Here is a 20,928-nt window from a genome sequence, read left to right as displayed (position 1 = left end):
GTTATGCAGTCATTCTTTTGCTAGAGCGAACATCTGGTCAATCTTCTCCAGATCGTATTCCAAAATCCAGTCATGAAATTGATGATAGAGAGGCAATAGCAGCTTCTGTGAGCCGCCCAGCACATCCAGCCCACGGTCATCGTACAAATGGTAGAGGAACGGCCCCGGCCCAGCCAGATAGACGCTGGACACAAAGCCGTTCCAGCCGCCGATGTCCCCCAGAATGATTTCCCGAAGAAGCAGCTCTGGTTGAAAGCTGATCTTGCTGAGATCCCAGTAAAACTGCACTTGTGCATGGGTATCCCCATCTTCATCCTGCTCTGTGGCCGAAAGTTGTTCATCGGGAACTGGGAGGCCCACTCGCTGCCGGATAACGGTCAGCAGGGACTCGGCGGGTTCTTCATCGGGATACCCGTCGATCCGCAGAAGGTCCGGCACCGCCGGAAGTGCCCGATAGATCGCGGCGGCTCGGTCCAGCGCCCCCTGAACATAAGCGGGGTTGGTTTTCAGCTTCGCCGCACGCCTATCCAGATAGATTGGTTCCTCCCCGCCGATCTTAAAACGAATGCCCACCGGTGCATGGTAGAACAGAGGGTGTTCCAGCCCAGCCATGCCCAGATCATGTAAAATGTGTTCAAACCGCTTTGCCAGCATGGTATCCCTCCGTTCTCATGTCATTTCATACAGCAGAGCAGCATCGCCCTGCACCAGTTCCAGATGGGAGCGCAGCGTATTAAGCCCGCTTTGCACCGCCTCGGTGGGCAGATCCCAGTCCGGGGCAATTTCAGCGGCCAGCTCCGGGAGATCCTGCTCCCGCAGAGCTGCCAGCAGTTGAGACGCCAGCTCTCCCTCCAGCAGAGCGCAGTCCAGGGTGTCTTCCGTCTGGGGAGCAGGAAAACGGACATCCAGATCCAGTTCGCTCTCACACCAGTCCCAGATGGCCATATAGACCGCGCCGGAGCAGTCACCGTCGGACAACTCCTGCCGCTGGTTATTTTTTATCAGATAAAAGGACGCGATCTGTGACATGGTGGTTCCTCCTAAATGTTATTCGCTTCCATCAGCCCTTCGGCCTGCAACCGGATCACATAGAAAGCCCGCACCCAGTCCAGTTCCTGCTCCATGGAGTCCTCCAAAGCCAGCAGGCGGCGCTTGCCAAGCCTGCGATCCAGAAGGGCAAAGATACGGACAAGGGGATTCTCGCTGACAAGGCTTTTCTCGATGCTCTGGTTGTCAAAGATTCCAAACGCCTCATAGAACACCTTTTGGTCAAAGGTGCCCTGCTCCAGCGCATAGGCATGAGCCTGATTGATGGCCTCTTTTGCGGAGTCGTGATCTTTCAGCGTGGTGGAGCGCAAGTGATGAAATTTCGTCCACACATTTTCAAAATAGGTGTAGTAGTTGCTCCGCAGCACTTCCACGCCGTCCACACGAATGGCGGCCCGGCCCTCATGGTCGGCGCTTTTGCTGTAACTGGTGGCAAAATACTGGATGTGGCCCCGGAGTGCCGGGCACAGGTAGTCATTCTCCAATTTGTTCCGGATTCCACTCCAAGTGGATACTCTACTGTTTGACATAGGTGTTGTTTCCTTTCTGCTGATTCCTACTGCTTTTGGAGATACTCCCGGAAGCATTCGATGAACTCCCGATTCCGCTTAGGGACATCGAACCCCTTCCGATGGGGGAAGAACCCCTCCTGTTCCACATCGTCCAGCAGCTTGGGCAGATTGGAAAACCGGGCAAAGAATGGTAGTGCATAGTCCTGGATCTGCCCGGAAATTTCCTGGATAGAGCGTTCCCGCTCCAGCAGAGTAGATACCTCATAGCGGGGGAAGTCATCATACCGGTGGGTCAGCCGGGCGATGGAGGTACCCACGATACCATCATAGGTTTCCTCCGTCCCTTCCTGCTCACTGCGCCACTGGGCAATCACCGGGGAACTCACATCGAAGAAGGCAGTAAAAGTGGTGGAGCCAAAGCGGATGGAGGGGGAAAAGTAAAAGGAGAACACAAAGATGCCGTCTTTTTTGTAGATGTCATTTTTGCTCTTGCGGTATTTGTAGCCCAGCGGGTTCAAAGGCTCCGCGATCCGCTCACAGGTATAGACGAAGATCTCACGGGGCTTGGTTCCCTTGGGAAAATCCTTCTTCTCCATGTTGCCACCTCAATCAAAATCCATCCAGACCAGGTGTTTTCCGCAGTGGAGGCACTGGAACAGATAGCATTGCAGATGCCCGCCATTGACGGATTCCTGAATCATTTTCTTCTGTTCGTCATCCCACATGGGATCGTCCAACACTTCCTCGAGCACACCCAGCGCCCGCAGTTCTCTGGCACCCACATGGCCCAGGTAGGCGCAGTAGTCGCCACAGTGGGCGCGCCAGTATTCCTGCTGCCAACCGGAGTAGCCGGGAGTTCGGTGGATGAGCTCGTCCAGCTTCTCTGGATCGTCTACACCATTATCCAGAGAGCAATCGTCCTGGAAGCAGCCGTCATATTTCCGGGCTGCTTCGCCACTGGAGATACACTCCGGGCACAGATACTCAATATCCTCCACAGCGTAAAAGGGGCCTGTATAGAAAATATGGGTCGTCTTGCCGCAGCAGTCGCAGACAACGCCGTCTGCGGATTCCTCAAAAGCCCCAGTTTCCAGAGGGTTTGGGTGATACCGGAAGGCGGGCAGGCCCAGCTGGGCCTGCCGTTCCTTTTCTTTCTGCTTTTCCTCCGGCGTTTTGGGCTTGGGGAGAGCATAATGATTGCCCCAGTTTTCCGCATAGTCCTTCAGCGTGCCCAGCCGCTTGAGGGTCTTTTTATCGGAACGATTTCCGATTTGGCAGAGCAGTTCATAGGCATCCTTCTTGAAGTCCAGTAGATCATACATATCCACCAGCACTTCCTTGGCCTGCTGATCCTCACTCTGCTCAAGTTCTTCCTTGAAGGTATATAGAGCGCGGACACTGTCCGGACCTTCATTGGTCGCAACAAACTGTTTTTTTAGTTCGATATAGGTTTTCTGATATTCTGTCATTGGTCGCACCTCCCATCAATCCCACCAGAAATACCAGACAGTGGACTGCCACAGGACATCTGCCAAGGAGCCAATGCTTCCATCCTCATTCTGATCCAGATCTGGGCAGAAGCCATATTGCTCCACAGCCACTTCCATAGCTCTTTCCTTGGAGATCGGAGTCGGAAGTTCAAACTCCAATTCATCGTGGCTCATGGCGGCAGGGATGGCACCATGCTGCTCGAACCAGTATTTCGCCACTGCCATCAGGTCCGGCGTGTCGGGGCACTCATTCCAATTTCCAAAGGGCAGATAGGCGAAGATCTCCCAGGGGTTCTTGACCGGAATTTTGGCCAGAATGAGCGGATAGGTCATGTGGCTATCCGAATCCCAATAGCAGGAGAAGCGGTCATTGTCATAGCCGCCCTCCATCTCGCCCAGGACTTCCGCCTCCCAGTCCATGTCATCGTCCTCGGCTTCTTCCTTGCGCTGGCCGGTCAATTCCTCCAGAACCGCCTTTCCGTCCTTGATGGGAGCGGAGAGCATCTTCTTCCGGTACTCCTCTACCGTTTTGAGGTCAAATTCATAGCAGTCCGCATCATGCTCCGGGTCGGCGTTCATTACCAGACATTCCAACAGCGTTTCATCATCCGCCTGGATAAGTACGGGAACAAAGCCCTCCCGTACCCCCAGCCGCTGGGCGTAGCTGTATGCCGACATGATGGGGTCATCATCTGCCATGGATGGGAAATAGGTACACTCGCAGTCCAGATACTCCATGATGGCCTGAGCAACCTCGGAAGGCTCCAGCGTGTCCTCGTCGAAGTCCTGTCCCTGCCAGTTTTCAAACCGTTCCCCGATCACCTCTGCCATAGCCTGATAGTAGTCCTCGTCAAAGGGGATGAACAGGTAGGCTTCATCCTGGAACTCATCAGAGTGATACCGCTCCGGGCCGAAGAAGCGGAGGGCGTTGTCGTCAACATCGGCAGAATAGTAGGGGCTGTCGCCCTCTCCGTAGTAATAGCCTGCAAAGGCACGGCCTTGCTGATTGAATAGCACAGAGAACAGACAGCCGTCCAGCTCATCCCGGATAAACTCCCGCAGATCCACGCTGGCAGGATCAGCTTTGACCTGTTTGGCCACTTCGCTGTATTCTTTCAGGAAGTCCTCACCCATCAGGTCGTGCTCCATGCACCAGCGCAGGTAGATGGCCATGTGGTTATAAGCGTTGATGGGGTCAATTGGCAGTCCCTTCTCCTCAATGCTCTCGATATGATAGGAGGCATCGTCCATCTCACCGTCAAAATCATCATTGGAAAGGGTGCCACGGGTGATAGCATCCTGACGATCAGGCTCCACCACAAAGCTGATGCCGTTCATTTTGCCCAGCAGGGCGTCCGCGTCATGGGCCAGCTTATATTCCAATTCATCCCGGTAGAGAGGAATCACCTGATAGAAGTTGACCTCCTCGCCACTCGGCAGGATGCAGACCTCGCTGCCATCTTCGGTATCCTGGGGACCAGTCAGAATGGCGGCGCACAGCTTTGTGTCCTTTGCAAAATCCTCCTCATTGTCCATGGTATGGCCGAAGCCCAGCCAGGTATCGCTGGCAATGGGAAGGCGGGCCAAGGATTTCAGCAGGCGGATGGGCCAGTACCACTTTTCGTCTTTCATGGACTCCTGATCCAGCTTCCAGTCCGCAGGCAGGGCAATGGCCAGCTCCGCCCGCTCCAGCTTATATTCCGCCAGTTCCTCCGGCACATTCATCCGGTGAGCGCCCATGCCCATGGTGACCAGGGTGCAGTAGTCCCGCTCCTCAGAGGGCGGCACCACGCAGATGTCCACATGGATATCGGGAGAAACCAGCTCATGGAACACATTCTCGAACTTGCCGAAATACTGCTCAATGTGCCCCTCGACGGCTTCCATCTCCTCCTCGGTGTAGACTTCGGGATTACTGAATTCTTCCTCATCCTGCGTGTCATCATTGTCTGAGTGGTCGCAGCTGTCATCCTCCGGATCTCCCTTTATAGGCTCGTAACCGATCTTCAGGGTCATCTGTTCCTCCGGCAGGGAGACGCCGGGGCTGCGGGTGATGGTGTGCTTATCGTCCGCAGAAAAACCGATGGTCTCGCCGTCTTGCAGTGTCACATCACACGCCAGCACATAGGAGGCAAGGCTGGCCAAAAAGTCCCGCAGTTCCTCCGGCTCAGCGTCGGTGTTCAACACCTCCATTTCCTCCTTGCCAAACACATCCATGCCGTAGGTGTAGCCGTTTAGGCCCCCCTCGCTCCGGTACAGGCCGAACCAAACCCAGTTGAAGATGGGCAGTTCGTCCTCTTTGAGCATATCGGCAAGGCCCTCATAGAAACGAGGCTCAAATACCACGCCGCTGGTGTAGACACCGGTGGCATATTTCTGCTTGCAGCACACTGCCATCGCCTTAGTGAACAGCTTACCCCGTTCCAGCAGTTTTTCCTCCTCGCCCAATACAGCCACCACGATATGGGCCTTGTGCGCTTTGGCCACCTCTACGGCCTCTGGCCACATATAGTTGTTTTCGGCGTTGATCTCCGCTTCATTGTCCGGGATGTGACCGTGGAAGAGTGTCACGATCAGCATCATGCCGCCGACCCGCATTACCACAGCGTCATCGCTGTTCTCATCATCTTCGTCGCCCTCATCCGGCTCCTCATCTACGATGCCCCATTCTTCCCGTAGATTCCGGATCAACTGCTCCTTGTCCCATTCCGCTTTGGAGAGGAGCACAGACCCGGCAAAGGAGCCCTTACGGTCAGTTTTCTCCTCGTCGGCGTCATCCTCAAGATCCTCTACATCTTCATCCGGATCATAGAGGGATTCATGCTCCAGTCCGCGGACAAATTCCTCAAAGCTGTCTGCCAGATGGGTAATCTTGTAGTCGTTTTCCTGATCCACATGGACTACCGCAGGCTCTCCCTGGGGGCCGCAAGCTCGGTAGTCCAGGAAAATCATATCGTGTCCGGCGCTTGGACAGTCACAGATGGCCACACCGATGGCAGGATACTCCCACTCATCGATCATAAACTGGCTGCCCAGCTCTCCGCAGAGGGAGCAGCTCTTTTCTCGTCCGATGCCGAAAATGCCGGTGATGGCCACATGGTCTTCTGCCCAACAGGTCGGCTCATCGCAGGGATAGCAGGTATTCACCGGAATGCCGCCGTTGTGCTGCTTCATCAGCCAGATGTAGGCGGCGGGCAGCTTATAGCCCAGTTCCTCCTCCACGCTGGCGATCAGCTCATCGGAAGGCGGATCACTGACATATTCTTTCAGTGCATACCAATTATCATCCCAGAAGTTGGTGAGGTCGAAGCCCTCAAATGGAGTATCACCGGGCACGAATTTGGCCTTCTTCTTCCGGCTGCGCTGGCGTTTCCGGATCTCCGCCTTACACTCCCGAATTACTGCCGGGGCATTTTCGTCCTCGGGGTCCAGCTCCGCCCACCGCTCGGCGTAGGGGATGGCCTTTTCCTCCTGACCATAGAGATACTGATAGCCATAGGCCATCCGCATATTCCACTCCGCCTTGTCCTGGCCTTCCTCCCGGACGGACTCCAGCACCTCAATGGCCCTCAGAAGGGCTTTGTCTCCCTTGGATTTCAAAGTACCTTCGTCATGGTCCCCGATGATGGCGTAGTTCTCCAGTGCACGGGCCAGGGCGTAGGCGGTGCGGTAGTTCCTCCAGTTCTCCGGGATGGCATTCAGTGCCTGGATACAGCGGGTGTACTCGTCTTCGTCGTTCCACTGCTCCAGCTGAGCGAAGAATGCTTCGGCGTTCTGTTGGGTGTAAGGAATATAGTCCATGCCCGTCAGCGTTTCGTCCAACTCGTCATCCTGATTCTCAGTTTCTGTCCCATCATCTTGTTGCTTTAGGGATACAGAACCGGCTTCACGGCGGAAGGTGTGGAAGATGGCCCATGGGATGTCCGTGCCTTCAAAGAACTCTTTCGCCATGTTCAGCGCCTCTTGGATGTCCCAGGCGATGAAGTCCACATAGCCACAGTAGAGGCCGGTAGCCCCGCCGGTGAGAGTGAGCACTTCCGATCCATCCCCGCCGGTGAGCACTTCCTCCAGTTTGTCCCGGAAGTCGAAAATTTTCTGACTGCCTCCCTCCTCCCGCAGGGTATCCAGGGGATAGCAGAAGAAGCCCGCCACCGCGCCGTCGGCATGGAGATCGTCCATAAAATCATTGTCGGCATTCAGATAGCCGTTGATGAGCGGCACACAGCAGGTGGAACCGGCCATTACATCCAGCCGCCAATCGGCGTCCGGGTCCTGTTTGGGTTCCATTTTGTAACCAAGGTAGCTCTCCAGATAGGCTTCCGGGTCGGTGGAGAGCTCCAGGCCCTGCTCCCGCAGTTTGTCGGGCAGCTGGGACAGGAGGAAGGACGGCTCTGCCTTGGGTTCCTCCAGCACATCAAAGCTGTCTATGTATCTCATGTGGGAGATCTCGCCCAGCACTTGGTCGGTGAAGGTAGTGAGCATCCACCAGGCCCGGCCTTCTTCCTCCCGGAGCATAGGCAGCAGCTTTTCGCAGTAGGCGGAGATGGCGAAGCTGTTTTCACCCTGCTCCTCCAGCCAGATCTGCACATCCTCCCCGGAGATGTCCAAGCCATCCTCAGTACGCAGGCCGATGTTCTGGAGAGGCTGACGGCCCACAAGGATATTCCAGTGCTCCAGCACCTCCTTGGGGGCGTGCTTCTGGAAGTAGACCAGCTCAAACAGCTTGACCTTATCCCCCTCCGGGGTGAGGATCAGCTCATGCTTTTCGCCGTTGAAGCCCATCTCGAAGGAAATCTCGTCAAAAACCAAATTCAGGGTTTCCTCCATTTGGGCCACGATCTCCGCACCGCGGGTGTGATCTTTGTCCTCGTCCATCATCTGGCGCAGCTCTGCTTCCATCTCGGCAAAGGTTTCCCACCAGTTCTCTGTCCGTTCCCGGAAGCACTCCCAGAACTGCGGCAGAGAAATACCCTTTTTGCACGAGTCAATTAGTTCCTCCATGTCCTGTCGGGTGTTGAGCTTAGGATCATCACCGGGATGCAGTTCCAGAGCTTTTTCAAAATGCCGCAGAGCGCGGCCCTCCTGATCCAGATAATAATAGGCATACCCCATACGGAAATTCCAGGAATAAGTATCTCCCAGTTCCTCCTCATGGGACTGCATCAGTTCCAGTGCCTGGTGAAGCAGCTTCCTTCCCTCCGGCTCGCTGGAGTCCGCCGGATTGTTGTAGGCGCGGGCCAGCTCCATATCCATTTCCGGGGTACGCTCCTCGGCAGAGATTGCCTCCAGTGCGTCAACGATTTTCTGGTGTTTGTCCTCCTCATGCCACTTCTGGCACTGCTTCAAAATATCCATATCAGGGTCCTCCTCGTCCTCATCTGGTTTCCAGTCTTTGATCTGCTGGAACACGCCGTTCTCATCCCGCTCAAAGGCGCAGGGGGCGGGGGTGTTCAGCAGAGGAATGATGTCGGGATCGTCGTTGCAAATTGTGTTCAGCTTGTAAATCCCGGCGTTGTTAGGGTCGTCCATGTACGCCTCGCTCTCGTCACCAGCGGTGAAGCGCCAGCCACTGTCCCAGCCGCCGTCCGGCTTCTCCCTGTAGCAGTAGCCAACCTTGCAGCCCTCCACTGTGATGCGGTTGGTGGCGATACAGCCATCGGCACCCTCCCAGTCAGGGAGCAGATCTTTTACATCTTCCGCCTTTACATGGTAGTTCCGGTTGCGGCCAGAGGCTTCGTACAGCTCCTTCCGCAGCATCTCCACCTGAGAAGCCATATCCGTGATCTCATCCTCGCCCATCATCTCGCTGATGTCGTATTCCAGCGGGGCATGGACAAAGTCCGCCAGGGCCTTGTCCATGGCCTCGTGCTCCTCCGGCGTAGCAGTGATGCGGATACGGCGGGCGGGGGTGTTGTACTCGTCCAGATCCTGAAGGTTTACACTGCCACTGACGCTGCACTCCAGCAGGATGGCGGCCAGGTCGGTGACCACATCAATGGCGAAGTGGAAGTCCATCTCCACGCCGTCCGAATGGGTGAACTCCAGATACTCCACGGTCTGGCGGAAGTCCCAGTTCTGCTTGTCCAGACCAATCTTGGCGAAAATCTCGCTGAGGGGGATCTCCTCCTTTTTCTGATCCTCTAAAAATGCCACAAGGTTCAGACTGTCATCGGAACCGCCAATAAAGTTGCCCCAGTATTTTTTGATATACATGCGTCATGCCTCCTGTTCCGAGATCAGCCGCTTGATGAGCCAGTCCAAATGCTCTGACCACACAGGAGCGATCTCACCGCTGTCCTCGTTCTTCCAAAGATCCACAATCTCACGGATGCCGTCCTCGTCCGGCACCTCGTTTTTGATGTCGGTGAGCTGCCGCAGCAGGAAAGCAAGGGCTTCTTTGGATGCTGTGAAACCGGTGACTTTATCCCATATAGCTTCTTCATAATCGTAGTCCAGCTTGCCATTATCCTTCCATTGGAAATACAGCTCCGCCAGAGCCATCGCAGTATTGTCAAAGAGGAAGTCGATTTGTGAGAAGTCAGCTCCCAGCATGACTTCCTCTTTCATCAGTTCGATCATCTCGCCCAGATCCATTACCGGATGCTCCGGTACATATTCATTTTTGAGGATGTCCAGTACATCCAGCCCTTCGTCACGCTCTAATGCTTTTATGCCCCATGCTCCCATGTCGGCACCTCTCTTTCTTTATTTTGTATCAAGCTTCTATTGTCAATCATGGTTCTCCAGCCGAATGATAGGCCGATAAAAGTCATAATCTCCGTTTAGTTCATTGTCCTCCTGCACTTCCGGCTTACAGTGGGGCGAACAGGGTAGGAAACCGAGAAATGGGCCCAGCCCACCGCAGATATTGCATCCGCCATCGCCGCCACAGGTGGTAAGTCTATCAGCCTGCACCACTTCCCGCATATAGGGATCGTAGGCGATGGACAGGCCGAAGAAGTTGGGTTCCTCCATGTCATAGGGCCGGTTCTCATCCTCATCCATGTCCTCAAACCAGCGCAGACGCATGGAGTAGTCTAACCCATCTCCCCACGGGAACAGGGTCCGACACCCGTCGCCACACAGGTAGGACCACTCGTCCGCCGTAGGCAGCGAAAGCCCCTGCTTTTCCAGCCCGGCAAGAAGCGCATCGTAGTCTGTGCGGTTATAGATGCAGATCTGAAAGCCCTTTTCCGTCCGCTCAATGCGGGCCGACTGATGCAAGGTAAGACTGCTGCTGTCACTCCAGGCAAAATCACGAAATTCCTTCAGCCAGTCAGGGTGGGCGGTCAGCCTGGGATCGTCCATCTTGACTGGCTCCCAGCAGAGTTCCTCCAGCTCCCGGCCCACCAGCATGGGGCCAATGGCCGCCTGCCGGACGGGAGCCATGCTTTCCCGGATCATCTCCTCCGGGTTCTGCGGTTCCATTTCCCATTCTCGGAACAGATACTCCAATTCCTCCCGGCTCTCCTGATTCAATCCCACGGCAAACTGCTCCCAGCCCAGGGTGACGGTATCGCCGGGGACAAAGACGAACTCCCGACCATCTTTCTTGAAGATGCCGGTGGTGCAGCTCTGGCCCCAGCGGTCAAAAGTATGTAGACCGAGAAAGGTCATATCATAACGGGTAGCCAGGCTCTCCATCAGCACCTGCTTCTCGATGTTTTCCATTTGATTGAATTGGGTGCGGAATAGTCTTTTGTTCATAACAAGTCCTCCTACAGCCTATCCAGGTTTTCCTGTAAATCGCCCTGCATCAAGTGCTGGGCAATGGCTTGGTTCAGTGCCTTATGGGGGTGATAGGCTGCCTGCTCTACATCGTGCAGGCACTCCTCCATCAATGCCTCCGGAGAAATGCCTTCCCGTTTGCCATAAAGATGGCCGAAGGCATAGCACACGGACTTGAGAAAGTCGAAAATATAGTCGTGATTTCCACGCATACTGGGCAGGTCGTTGAACGAGCCCATACCTCCGTATGCCCGAAGATGGTGGGCAACCTCCCGCCGCTGGTTCCAGTCCTGAATGTCCCGCTCCAACCAGTCGATCCAGTTTTGGAACTCTGGATGGTCTGCCAGAAGGATGGAGCGCAGACAGGTCAGAGCCTCGGTATAAATATCAGACTGTTTCATTGGCCATCGCTCCCCCAAATACCTCCATAGAGCACACCATCTTTTCCAAGGAACAACATCCGGCTGCGAAGCAGGCTGCACTGCTCCACAGCGACCTTGTTTCCGTCACAGGTGGGAATAGCCTCCTGTTTTTTCCCAAGGTGATCACCATGAGCGGTAAGGAAGTAGAATTTATCCCGTTGCTGGTATCCGCCTTGAAACAGGAAGGTATTGCCGGACGGGGCAACAGAAAAAGCTCCGCTTCCTTCGATTGGCAGTTCAACTACAAAGTCCTCTTTGAAGTTCGTCCGCACCAGCCGGAATTCATCGTAATAATAAAACCACAGGTCTTCTTCTTCGTCCAGGCTGATGGCGTAGCAGTCATAGATGGAATAGTTCTCATTCTTCCAGAGAGGAGTTCCCTCCGATGTCCATGCAATCAGGCCGCAAGCACCCAGAGGTTCATCCCAACCGTAATTACCAAATACACCTTCGTCAAAGTAGCTGGTAATGATGGTGCCATCTTTTTTTACCACACAGTCTTGAATGCCATCCCCCAGGCAGAAACGGGACAGCACAGCTCCGTCCCGGCTGACGATCCAAGCGTTCTGGTCGGGGCCGTTTTCCCGATAGGCGCATCTTGCCCCCAGCAGGAGGAAGTGGTCACCTGCGGGCCGCAAATAATGGAACTGGAACTTCAAGAGGCCAAGAGGAAACAGCGTCGTTTCCAGCACCCGCTGTTCCGCCCAATCCAGCTGGATTTCCACTGCGGTATAGGTGGAAGGAGTGCTGAGCCAGTCCTTACCCTGTGTTTCGGACGGCTGTTCCATGAGAAGATAGACTTTTCCATCCCTTGCCGTGAAAAAGTCTGTCACTTCTGTGCCCTCCAGATGGTTTTCCCGGCGCAGTTGGTTCAGGTCAATGATGGAGAACAACGGCAGATTTTTGGCTTTTATAGGTTTGTTCATAGTGTCTCCTCCTGGCTACTTTAACGCTCCATCATAGGTGTGAGTTTCCCAGATGGCCTCAAATTCCGCCTTCTCTATGATGCAGGCGTGGAACTCCTCGCCCCAGACATGGGCGTTCAATTCCTCCACGGTGAGGATTGGTGTGATCTCGATGGCGCCGTCGTAAAGGGCAGGGATGTTGCGGGTGCGGCCATCCGCAAAGATGTCAATGGAGCGGAGGGCCAACCGCTCATTTTCGGTATCCACTTCATAGAGGATGACCGATGGTTCACCCTCCGGTGCGCCCTCCCAAAAGAGCTTGATATACTCGATCATTCCATTTCCCTCATTTGAACCAATGCCACCCCGTCATGGTGCCGGTTACCTCATCTATCTGTATTGCAATATCATAATTGCCGCGACAGCCCAGCAAGGCCGCAAGATGATCATTTTCCATAATCAAATCATAAAACTCAACCGCTATACCTTGGAATTCCTCTGGGATCTCCAGCACAGAAAAGAAATCCACTGACTGAGCATTTTGGAAAAATTCAATGGCCGTTTTACTGCATTTTACTACTATCCCTGTTTGAGTAGTTAACTCTCTCATGCTTCCGCTGCCTCGCTCATGTTCAGATACATCCCCATCGTTTTTTCATCGGCACAGGCCGCCCGGATCATTTTTGACAGCAGCATCAAATCGTCGATGTATTGGGAGTACACGCAGAACACATCCTCGTCAGAGTCAAAGTGAAACAGATCCTCACCACTATTGCTTTCCTCAAACTCCCGGATCACGCCCCGGACCAGCCGTTCCCAGTCTCCGCTGCTGCCGGTCAGTCCCAGCCGGCAGAATTCTTCTGTCCGGAACCCGTCACTGATCTTCAGCAGAAGGGAGATGGCATAGGGGTGGTGGGGAATGAGAAAGAATGGCGCGATCTGCTCCGGCTTCACCCAGATTTTGAAGGGCGGGCGCGGATCAGGTATCCAGGGCAAGATTTCCCATTCGTCCTCCGGCCGGTTTCCGTATTGGCAAAGGTCTTTCATAGTGTTCTCCTTTGTTCTGTCACATTTTTAATCCTGCTCTCGATAACTGGCTTCAATGTCAATGAACCGCACATACACGGCGCAGATTTTGCCCTTGGCGTCATACCCGAAGTAGACAGGATAGTAACCATCCCCCCAGCCGGAGGCAAAGATGGGCAGGTTGCAGTCCGTGCCCGGCACTGTCCAGTTGAGCCAGTCGCCGCAGTCCCCCTGATATTTGGGGTAGGCTTTGGCGTTTTCTTCCAGAAGATCGCAGAACAGGTCGTTGTAGGGGTCGATGTCCGGGTCTTCTTCTAAACGCTTGGCCCAGTATGCCTTGAAGGCCGCCTGGGTCTGGATGTCCGCGACACAGCCCATCCCGGCGTCTACGCCAAAGCCAAAATACTCGTCCTCTCCCAGTTCCTCGTCCAGATCCTCGTTGCCCACCATGCCCAGCTCATAGCGGACAGGCTTTTCCTGAGAAACCTCCACCTTGACGCAGGCATAGCGGTCGCCGTATTGTTCGCTGGGCACCACGCAGATTTTTACGGGATAAGTTCCGGCGGGGATCGTTTGAAGGAACGGCAGAGTGTCCTCCAGTTCCACCAGCGGATCACAGGCGAAAATCTGCCCGGTGGGGAAATGGACGGTGCCGATGTCCAGCACATCCACCGCCATGTTCCCAATCACTTTCTCTGTGAAATGGGCCTCCAAGTCATCTTTACAGGTCAATTTATCCTTGATTGCTTCGTATTTGTTCAGCCATTCAGTTGTAGGCATATCAGTTTCCTCCTGTTGATTCTGCTTCTTGATGTACACACTCTTTGAGCCGTCCCAATAGCAGTTCACACACCGGCCATCCTGAAAATGATGGTCACAATTCGGGTAGCCATAGAGAACATGGGCACATTCTGGCACAGCCCCATCATCTGTGAGGAGCCTTTGAAAAACAGGCTTCCGCACTCATCACAAAGGGCCAGTTCTTTTTCTGCCATAGGGTTCACCAGTCCCGTTCCCGGATGGCCTCCTCGGTGTCAATGGGGATGCCAAACCACTCCAGAATGTAGGCCACGGTTGCCGCAATACATTCCCGCGCCACCGTTTCGATCTCGCTGTCGTTCTCATCAAACTCCTCCTGGAGATCATTGATGCCGCAGACCGCCTCGTCCAGCGTTTCCTGCACCACTTCGGTGTCGGTTTCGCCACTCTCCAGCAGGGCGATGACCTTCTGAAGCTCGTCCTTTACCTTGTCCACCAGAAAAGCAGGATAGTAATCGTCCTGATACATCTCGTCCAGCAGCTTGTAATTGGGGTCAAATGCTTTCATAGGGATTGCTCCTTTCCTCGTGTATGTCAGTCACGCTCAGCTCTCATGTGTGATACAGAAAATCTCCTTGTTCAAATCAAAGTAGATTACCATCAGTTCGTCGGTAATCTCCGGGTTAAAGGACAGATCCAGAATGAAAACTTGCTGGTTCATCTCGCTATCCACCAGACTGCCGAACCGCTTGAGCTTCAAAAAGTCAACCATCTCAGCAAAGGACAGTTTGGCTGGGTCGGTTCCCGGAAAAAGTTCCGCCACAATATCCGGGCCTACATCGTCCCGATGGAACTCCATGAAAAATGTCACAACGCTATGGTAGCGGCTGTCCTCGTCTGCCAGCGCCGCTTTGATGGCGGCTTTGGCCTTCTCCGCCAATTCCTCCGCCTCATCCAGCATTTCTCCCACCGCATCCATGACAGCAGGATCGCCGGTCAGTTCTTCCTCTACATCGAAGATAAAGGGTAGTCCCGATTCCTCGGGAAAGTTGAAGATTTCCTCACCGGGTGTATATGTAAAATCAATGCGTTTACAATTCAGTTTCATAGATATACCTCTTATTTCAATTTCAGCACAAATCCCCAGATGCTCACCACGATCAAAAGGACGCCCAGCAGGAAGAACACCACCCGCCGGTATCCTCTGCTGTGGCGGTGGGCATCCCGCGTACCAGTGGGGTCGCAGAGCCAGTTCCAGTTGCGGATCGCCCCAATTAAAATCACGGCCCCGATGAGCACCGAGGCAATGTACCAATGCTCTTGCAAAAATGCTGTGATCTGTTCACTGTTCATTCTACTTCCTCCTCACGCAAATACCTGCTGGTATTTCTCTTTTCATACTCTTTTCAAACAATAAAAAAGCCCCACGCCGCACTGTCATAAAGACAGGCTGACGCAGGACATGAAGAAGCCGCGTTGAAGGAGCCGCATCCACCAGCAGATGTAGTTTCTTCAACAACCAAAATATTTTTTTCGTATCTTAAAGCAGCAAATTGCTGTCCAATATATTTGTTCATAGCGGCACCATTTGTTCTGAGCGTAGTTTTATATCTTATTATATCACAGCACCCCTTCAATGAAAATATTTTGTTGGAAATGCTAATGAAAAATTTTTGTGAATTTGTTAAGGCGCAGGGGCTGTTATCTCCATAGTGTCTGGATGGATCAGAGTGATTACTTTTCCCTGATGCAAGGCATAGTTGACTGTCTGTGCTGTACCTGAGCGCAGCTTTTTCTGATTATCAAACACACCGATAAGGTACTCTGCATGATCGACCATATAGTAATTCCTTTTTTTATAACTGGAAACATCCGCAGAATGTGAAATAACAATGGAATCGTTTGCGTTTTGGATCAGCTTTTTCAATCTATGTCTACTCTGATCCGGCCATTTAGAGTCATAACCGATGAAGGGAACTACAACGACAATTTTAATATCTTCGTATCCCGTTTGTGCCCTCAATGTCAGCAGCTGTTCTCCAGCCCACATATCCACACCAAGAGCACCGCCGACAAAAAAAGTACGGACAAATTTCTCGTCATGAAGTATCCGAAACTGCTCCAGGAGACATTCTTTTAATTTTTGGCATAGGGGATCTTCCTCATTATATCCAAAGCAAAATCTTGTTGGTCGGTGGCCGGTAATGGCGCAGGCATACTGATTCATATAAATCACCCTTGATAACTGCCTTGATTACGCATATAAAGCAAAAATAACGCAAATAATAATGCGTATAAAGGTTGTATTATAAAATTATAACACAATACATACGAAGTATCAAGAATTGCTTTCTGCTATGCTAAAAGTGCAGAGAGGTGAGCGTATGGACGAAGAATTTATCCGCAATCGGATCACAGAATTGCGATTGAAAAAAGGTGTTTCAGAATATCAGATGAGCATGGAGTTAGGGCAGAACAGAAGCTATATTCAGGCGATTTCCTCTGGGCGTTCTATGCCGTCTATGAAGCAGTTCCTCAACATCTGTGAGTATTTTGAAATCACACCGCTTCAATTTTTTGATGCACAGGAAAATAACCCTCAGCTTATCAAGAAGGCTTTGGACGGAATGAGAAAGATGTCAGATGACGATTTGATTATGCTGATTGGTTTTATAAGTCGCTTAAACACAGAAAACTAACGATAGGAGGCAGTAAGCGTCCCGTCGTTAGTTTTTCATTTTATGCGCAGCATATTGTGGCAAGCAATGCTTGTGGCTATCCATTTCGCCACAAGCTGCTTGTTGAGGGCAGCGCCCCCAAGCCCCTTTGAACACAGAATTTCATTCTGTGGCTGCGCGTTCTGCGAACGCTTTTGACCAGGACCAGCTTACCGCTGGCCGTGGTCTTTTTCTTTTTCAACATCCTGTTCTACCTCCATTTTCAGCACTCGGTCTACATTAGCCTTTGCCGTTAAAAGCTCCCGCATTTCTTCACGGGAACGCCGGTACTCGGCATAGGTCTTTTTCTTTTCTTCCAGCAATTTCGCGTACTCCGTCTGCAACTCTTTGACCTTGGGCAGCTTCTTGACGCCCATCTCATCAAAGGCATTCTTAGCAGCCTGGTGGAGCAGAATTTCTTCCTCATGTTCCTCCCGGAATTTCTTAGAGTAGCCGGCCTTGCGGTAGTCCACATAGACCTCACGGGTCTTGGCATAATTTACGATGTGAGTACGCAAAACAGCGATCTCTGCCATACGCTTTTCAGCCTCCTTAATTTGCGCCGAAAGCTCATTGTGATGTGCCGTGGCGGCCGCAGCCTTTTCTTCCAAAACCGCATACTCCAGCAGGTTATGCTCTGATAGGTAGTTCATGGTCTGCGCCATTTGCTTCAGATTGAAAACTTTAGCCCATCGCGCATAGCCAGCACCTTTTCCTGCCTGCAATTTTGCCTGAATGTCCACCAGCAGATTGACCTTCTGCGTCTCTGCCTGTGTAACTATTTTCTTTCGTGGGGTATGCGTTTTCTTCCCGGAGAGAACCGCCTGCAAATCATCTAATCCATATCCTTCGCCCAGGCTGTCCATTCGGGCGGCTTTCTCCCAGCCGGGGAGTTTCAAACGATACGATTTTCCGCGCTTTGATACTTCACAGCCGGACTCTTGCAGCAGCTTCAGCAGTTCCTCAAAATTAGCAGGACTTTGTGATAATGCGTTGTCAATCGCTACACGCAGCAGCTCTCGGTGAGAGGGCTTTGCCTGATCGCCCAGCCACTTGTTATAGCTCTTTCCGTGAGGTTTCGGATTCTCCACAATGGACAGTCCGTTTTCGACGCAGATGGTGTCACTTAACTGTCGGACTGCCTTGGTGCTGCCCCAAAAGTTTCGGAATTTCCGGTCATATTCTAAGCTGACCGATGACCAGATAATGTGATTGTGAATGTGCGACTTGTCTATGTGGGTGCAGACCACAAAGGCATGATTGCCCTTGGTGAATCGCTTGGCAAATTCCACACCCAGCCGGTTCGCTTCTTCCGGAGTGATCTCACCGGGGCGGAACGACTGGCGCACATGATAGGCAATCACATCATCCGCACCTCGCACTCGTCCGGTAGCGGCAATGTACTGCCGCTTTGCCAGAAGGAACTCCGCATCCACAGTCCGGCTGTCACACGCATAGCCGGTAATGAGTCTGCCGTCATCTGTTTTCTTTGGGTTGGCCACATAGTCGATGATGTCACTGATCGCCCGACTTTCTGTGCGGCCCTTGCCGACATGAAGCGGCATGATTCTTGTGGTTGCCATAGGTCAGACCTCCTTCCCGAAAAGAAAACGGCCTGCCATAGCAGACCGCTTTCACTATTCTATAAAACTTTCTTCATCGAAAAAATTGAACTCATCATCTTCTAAGTGTCTTGGTGGAAATCTCATTTCATATTGCTCTTGCGCCAATGCACGGACATCAGGCCGCCTATCCTTTAGTCGATTTTTCAGCCAGGACAACTGCTCTTTCGATAGCCTCCATGGAAGATTCAAAAGACGATTCAGTGTCATCAGTTCAGCCTGCGTTTCTGCTGGTAGCGAAGCACAGGATTTACAAATGTGGGATGCATGACCTTTGCCTGAAAATTTTTCGTTGGCTTTGTATTCACCACAAACTTTACAATAGTGTCCATGCTTTTTCATAAGCTGATGCCCTTCTCGCAAAGAACATATAACCTGCGAATTACTTTCATAATCACATCCCATTCCAAATCAGAAGCATAAGAAAACTTTTTACGGTATGCCTCCCAAAGTTTTTGCATAACCGAATCATTTTCCACTTCGTCAAAAACTTCTTCAGCCTGGTTAAGATACTTCTCCGATCCCCGTTTATGAGCAGTTGCCAGAAGCGCATCATGTAAAATTTTCGGGTTCAGCGTGGTTCCATGCAGCTGTTCTAAAATGTAAATATCGTAGAAATCTCTCATGCGGGTATTGGTTGTGGTTCTGGTAATAATGGTTTCCAGTTTTTCTGCCAGCACAGTTTCTAAATTATAAGCCCAAATATCAATGGAGCGATCTTCCAGCATAAGTTTGAATGAATACCGAACCTCTCTTGGAGTGATTGCATCTCCCGTAGAAATATCAATTTTCAAAGGGGTCACTACACCATCGAATGTTGTACTCATGCTGACACGAATCCCCGGATACTCTGCTTCATCCATAATCTCCGAAATACTTTTCAGCTGAAATTTAACACCATCATCAATCGGAACAGTTACGATTGATGAAATTAGATTCTCAATATCCTCCACATTAACATTAGCTCCTTTTATGGTTGCATCCAAATCCATCGTAGAGCGGGCATCCAATCCAACCATAGCCGCTACCAACATACCACCCTTCAAGATAAACTTATCACGATACTCAGAAAGAGAAATACGCTCCAAAAAACGCTCCATCATGTAGTTCCTCATTAAAATCTGAGCATCTGCGGATTTTTCTCTGGAAAGGTTTCGTATTAAATCTTTAAGCTGCCTTGCTGTTTTTATCATAAAAGTACCTCCAAATACTGTCGTAAAATTTTTTCCACCTTGAACATCCCAGCATATTGCATTAAAGCTCGCAGGTTCTTATCTTTTCTACGGGCATATGCTTTCAGTGCTCCCTGAAAGGTCTGAATTTCAATTCTGCTACGGCTTCTGAGCAAATCACAGATCGTTCGCTCCATATCATAAACCGGCACAGTATGCCCGAACGGAGTTTTCGCTGTTGTAAGTCCTACATCATGTAAGTCTGCTTTAATCGTAAAAACTTGAATGCCTTCTGCTTTCATTTTGCTTGGATTGCATCCAGTTTTGACCGTAACTGTATATTCTATTGGTTCACGGTCTGTCAGATCGTGAAAAAATAAAGCTGTTTCATGTGAAAATACTGCTTGTTCAAATCGCAAATGAAGCAGATACATGGCATCCACCCAGGAATCTTTGGACAGATAAATCCCATGTGCGACTCTATACAAATCTCGTGAACGCACATAATCATAAAATACCGGCTTTGAAATTCCAGAAGATACGACCTGTGATGTTCGCAGCATTCCTTCTTGTTCTGTTAGCATCTGATCCAGCTGTTCAAATTGTCCCATCATGTCACTTCCTTTCGTACTAATATTATATTCAATATTAGTTCAAAAGTAAAGTCGTGGATATAAAATTCCTTTTCCCAAATTTAACAGACGGTGTCTGGCATTTTATGGTTTTGCGTATTTTTATCCATAAACCAACTCCTGAATTGCAAATTTCAAACTCTGCACCTTACCCATCAGCCAGATTGCAGCCAGTGGCAGCCCCATCGGGCTAATCAAAAATGCCATGACCAGCAGAATCACACCATTCTGCGGGGAATAGGTAAGCAGCACAGCCACACCAAGCAGAGCAATCACGGTACTGAACAGGCCGAGCACCAGACCGGATATGTAGATCAGCCCCGTGCAGAGCCAGACAAAAAGTGTCAGAACCAAAATGACCGGTGCAGTTATAATCATCAAAAGCCCTTTCAAAATCTTCATGTCATTTCCTCCTTGCAGCGTTCTTGGTATCTTTTCTAATCATATTATCCGGCATGGGCAGGCAAAAGACAAGGATACCGATAAAAAGAAAAAGCGGAGAGAGGAGCAGCGAAGTAATGCCGTTCCTCCCTCCGCAAATGGAGTATCTATCCCTGTTATAAAAGTTCGGAAAGCTGGGTAAGGATTTCCTCTACGCCCTCCCATAACTGTTCCTGCCGCTGGGATATATCCTCCAAGTCAGCATCATAAACCCGCCCAGTCTCATGCACTTTACGGGTCAGCTGGTTTAAGTTGTTGCTGCTTCGGCGCATCAGGGAAACAAGCTCCTTCAGCTCCGGCAGCTCCAGCTTGACTACATACCCATCCAGCGCCATTTTTCTTAGATAGGCTTCACGGTTGGAGGTTCCAAACTGAGACATTTTTTGCTCAATCACAGCAAGCTCCTCCGCTGAAACTCTAAAGTTTAATTGCATATCCCGCTTACGCTTTGCCAT

The 20,928-nt window shown here is 51.6% G+C and carries 27 protein-coding genes; 1 reads left to right on the top strand and 26 read right to left on the bottom strand.

Features of this window, described 5'->3' with window-relative positions; genetic code table 11:
• Nucleotides 1-9: 9 nt before the first annotated feature.
• The 20 genes from HOLDEFILI_RS10355 to HOLDEFILI_RS10270 all read right to left on the bottom strand — a co-directional run bounded on the left by HOLDEFILI_RS10355 (nucleotide 10) and on the right by HOLDEFILI_RS10270 (nucleotide 16,116).
• A complete protein-coding gene (locus tag HOLDEFILI_RS10355) occupies nucleotides 10-654 on the bottom strand; it encodes a DUF3885 domain-containing protein (RefSeq protein WP_006059614.1) in 645 nt (214 codons plus the stop codon).
• Between the two features lie 15 nt (nucleotides 655-669).
• Nucleotides 670-1,029: a hypothetical protein gene (locus HOLDEFILI_RS10350; protein ID WP_006059613.1), complete on the bottom strand. Its 360-nt coding sequence runs from the start codon at nucleotides 1,027-1,029 to the stop codon at nucleotides 670-672.
• A gap of 11 nt (nucleotides 1,030-1,040) precedes the next feature.
• Complete coding sequence (locus HOLDEFILI_RS10345) at nucleotides 1,041-1,577, bottom strand: SF0329 family protein (protein ID WP_006059612.1); 537 nt, start codon at nucleotides 1,575-1,577, stop codon at nucleotides 1,041-1,043.
• 26 nt (nucleotides 1,578-1,603) lie between these two features.
• The gene (locus HOLDEFILI_RS10340) at nucleotides 1,604-2,155 is read right to left on the bottom strand and encodes a DUF4304 domain-containing protein (protein ID WP_006059611.1); all 552 of its coding nucleotides are present in this window, start codon (nucleotides 2,153-2,155) and stop codon (nucleotides 1,604-1,606) included.
• 9 nt (nucleotides 2,156-2,164) lie between these two features.
• Nucleotides 2,165-3,028, bottom strand: a complete 864-nt coding sequence (locus HOLDEFILI_RS10335; protein ID WP_006059610.1) for a CbrC family protein — start codon at nucleotides 3,026-3,028, stop codon at nucleotides 2,165-2,167.
• Nucleotides 3,029-3,043: 15 nt separating this feature from the next.
• Nucleotides 3,044-9,262, bottom strand: coding sequence for an immunity protein Imm33 domain-containing protein (locus tag HOLDEFILI_RS10330; RefSeq protein WP_006059609.1), 6,219 nt, complete (start codon nucleotides 9,260-9,262; stop codon nucleotides 3,044-3,046).
• 3 nt (nucleotides 9,263-9,265) lie between these two features.
• Nucleotides 9,266-9,736, bottom strand: a complete 471-nt coding sequence (locus tag HOLDEFILI_RS10325; RefSeq protein WP_006059608.1) for a DUF4259 domain-containing protein — start codon at nucleotides 9,734-9,736, stop codon at nucleotides 9,266-9,268.
• Nucleotides 9,737-9,778: 42 nt separating this feature from the next.
• Nucleotides 9,779-10,756: a hypothetical protein gene (locus HOLDEFILI_RS10320; RefSeq protein WP_006059607.1), complete on the bottom strand. Its 978-nt coding sequence runs from the start codon at nucleotides 10,754-10,756 to the stop codon at nucleotides 9,779-9,781.
• 11 nt (nucleotides 10,757-10,767) lie between these two features.
• A complete protein-coding gene (locus HOLDEFILI_RS10315; RefSeq protein WP_002588992.1) occupies nucleotides 10,768-11,178 on the bottom strand; it encodes a DUF6966 domain-containing protein in 411 nt (136 codons plus the stop codon).
• Nucleotides 11,175-12,125, bottom strand: a complete 951-nt coding sequence (locus HOLDEFILI_RS10310; protein ID WP_006059606.1) for a hypothetical protein — start codon at nucleotides 12,123-12,125, stop codon at nucleotides 11,175-11,177. The genes HOLDEFILI_RS10315 and HOLDEFILI_RS10310 overlap by 4 nt, the downstream gene beginning before the upstream one ends.
• Before the next feature lie 15 nt (nucleotides 12,126-12,140).
• Nucleotides 12,141-12,440, bottom strand: a complete 300-nt coding sequence (locus HOLDEFILI_RS10305; protein ID WP_006059605.1) for a DUF6881 domain-containing protein — start codon at nucleotides 12,438-12,440, stop codon at nucleotides 12,141-12,143.
• 10 nt (nucleotides 12,441-12,450) lie between these two features.
• A complete protein-coding gene (locus HOLDEFILI_RS10300) occupies nucleotides 12,451-12,714 on the bottom strand; it encodes a hypothetical protein (protein WP_006059604.1) in 264 nt (87 codons plus the stop codon).
• The gene (locus tag HOLDEFILI_RS10295) at nucleotides 12,711-13,151 is read right to left on the bottom strand and encodes an immunity 51 family protein (RefSeq protein ID WP_006059603.1); all 441 of its coding nucleotides are present in this window, start codon (nucleotides 13,149-13,151) and stop codon (nucleotides 12,711-12,713) included. Before HOLDEFILI_RS10295 ends, HOLDEFILI_RS10300 begins: the two co-directional genes overlap by 4 nt.
• Before the next feature lie 27 nt (nucleotides 13,152-13,178).
• Entirely contained in the window at nucleotides 13,179-13,910 is a 732-nt protein-coding gene (locus tag HOLDEFILI_RS10290; protein WP_039864666.1) for a DUF4241 domain-containing protein, read from the bottom strand.
• Between the two features lie 65 nt (nucleotides 13,911-13,975).
• Entirely contained in the window at nucleotides 13,976-14,125 is a 150-nt protein-coding gene (locus HOLDEFILI_RS19760) for a hypothetical protein (RefSeq protein WP_006059601.1), read from the bottom strand.
• A 5-nt stretch (nucleotides 14,126-14,130) separates the two neighbouring features.
• Nucleotides 14,131-14,457, bottom strand: a complete 327-nt coding sequence (locus HOLDEFILI_RS10285; RefSeq protein ID WP_002588986.1) for a DUF5713 family protein — start codon at nucleotides 14,455-14,457, stop codon at nucleotides 14,131-14,133.
• Nucleotides 14,458-14,493: 36 nt separating this feature from the next.
• On the bottom strand, nucleotides 14,494-14,997 hold the full coding sequence (locus HOLDEFILI_RS10280) for a DUF2004 domain-containing protein (protein ID WP_006059600.1): 504 nt from the start codon (nucleotides 14,995-14,997) through the stop codon (nucleotides 14,494-14,496).
• 11 nt (nucleotides 14,998-15,008) lie between these two features.
• Nucleotides 15,009-15,242: an immunity 17 family protein gene (locus HOLDEFILI_RS10275; protein ID WP_002576934.1), complete on the bottom strand. Its 234-nt coding sequence runs from the start codon at nucleotides 15,240-15,242 to the stop codon at nucleotides 15,009-15,011.
• Nucleotides 15,243-15,295: 53 nt separating this feature from the next.
• Nucleotides 15,296-15,466 carry a hypothetical protein gene (locus tag HOLDEFILI_RS19755; RefSeq protein WP_166434156.1) on the bottom strand — a complete coding sequence of 57 codons (171 nt, stop codon included), beginning with the start codon at nucleotides 15,464-15,466 and terminating at the stop codon, nucleotides 15,296-15,298.
• Between the two features lie 107 nt (nucleotides 15,467-15,573).
• Nucleotides 15,574-16,116, bottom strand: a complete 543-nt coding sequence (locus HOLDEFILI_RS10270; protein WP_006059597.1) for an SLOG family protein — start codon at nucleotides 16,114-16,116, stop codon at nucleotides 15,574-15,576.
• 157 nt (nucleotides 16,117-16,273) lie between these two features.
• On the opposite strand from HOLDEFILI_RS10270, the gene HOLDEFILI_RS10265 reads away from it, so the two are divergent.
• Nucleotides 16,274-16,588 (top strand): helix-turn-helix domain-containing protein, encoded by a 315-nt coding sequence (locus tag HOLDEFILI_RS10265; RefSeq protein ID WP_002576937.1) that lies wholly within the window; start codon nucleotides 16,274-16,276, stop codon nucleotides 16,586-16,588.
• 188 nt (nucleotides 16,589-16,776) lie between these two features.
• Here the strand turns inward: HOLDEFILI_RS10265 and HOLDEFILI_RS10260 are convergent, their stop codons facing one another.
• From HOLDEFILI_RS10260 to HOLDEFILI_RS10235, 6 genes are all read right to left on the bottom strand, one after another.
• Entirely contained in the window at nucleotides 16,777-18,189 is a 1,413-nt protein-coding gene (locus HOLDEFILI_RS10260) for a relaxase/mobilization nuclease domain-containing protein (protein WP_006059595.1), read from the bottom strand.
• A gap of 54 nt (nucleotides 18,190-18,243) precedes the next feature.
• Nucleotides 18,244-18,570 carry a hypothetical protein gene (locus HOLDEFILI_RS10255; RefSeq protein ID WP_006059593.1) on the bottom strand — a complete coding sequence of 109 codons (327 nt, stop codon included), beginning with the start codon at nucleotides 18,568-18,570 and terminating at the stop codon, nucleotides 18,244-18,246.
• The gene (locus tag HOLDEFILI_RS10250; RefSeq protein ID WP_006059592.1) at nucleotides 18,567-19,421 is read right to left on the bottom strand and encodes a nucleotidyl transferase AbiEii/AbiGii toxin family protein; all 855 of its coding nucleotides are present in this window, start codon (nucleotides 19,419-19,421) and stop codon (nucleotides 18,567-18,569) included. Before HOLDEFILI_RS10250 ends, HOLDEFILI_RS10255 begins: the two co-directional genes overlap by 4 nt.
• Nucleotides 19,418-20,011 (bottom strand): type IV toxin-antitoxin system AbiEi family antitoxin domain-containing protein, encoded by a 594-nt coding sequence (locus HOLDEFILI_RS10245; protein ID WP_425268575.1) that lies wholly within the window; start codon nucleotides 20,009-20,011, stop codon nucleotides 19,418-19,420. The genes HOLDEFILI_RS10250 and HOLDEFILI_RS10245 overlap by 4 nt, the downstream gene beginning before the upstream one ends.
• 123 nt (nucleotides 20,012-20,134) lie before the next feature.
• A complete protein-coding gene (locus HOLDEFILI_RS10240; protein WP_002588980.1) occupies nucleotides 20,135-20,434 on the bottom strand; it encodes a CD1845 family protein in 300 nt (99 codons plus the stop codon).
• Nucleotides 20,435-20,589: 155 nt separating this feature from the next.
• Nucleotides 20,590-20,928 (bottom strand): plasmid mobilization protein, encoded by a 339-nt coding sequence (locus tag HOLDEFILI_RS10235; protein WP_006059590.1) that lies wholly within the window; start codon nucleotides 20,926-20,928, stop codon nucleotides 20,590-20,592.

This window comes from Holdemania filiformis DSM 12042 (assembly GCF_000157995.1).
Taxonomy (GTDB): domain Bacteria; phylum Bacillota_I; class Bacilli_A; order Erysipelotrichales; family Erysipelotrichaceae; genus Holdemania; species Holdemania filiformis.
Note: the sequence above shows the minus strand (reverse complement) of the source record. Positions and strands in the feature narration are given on the sequence as shown.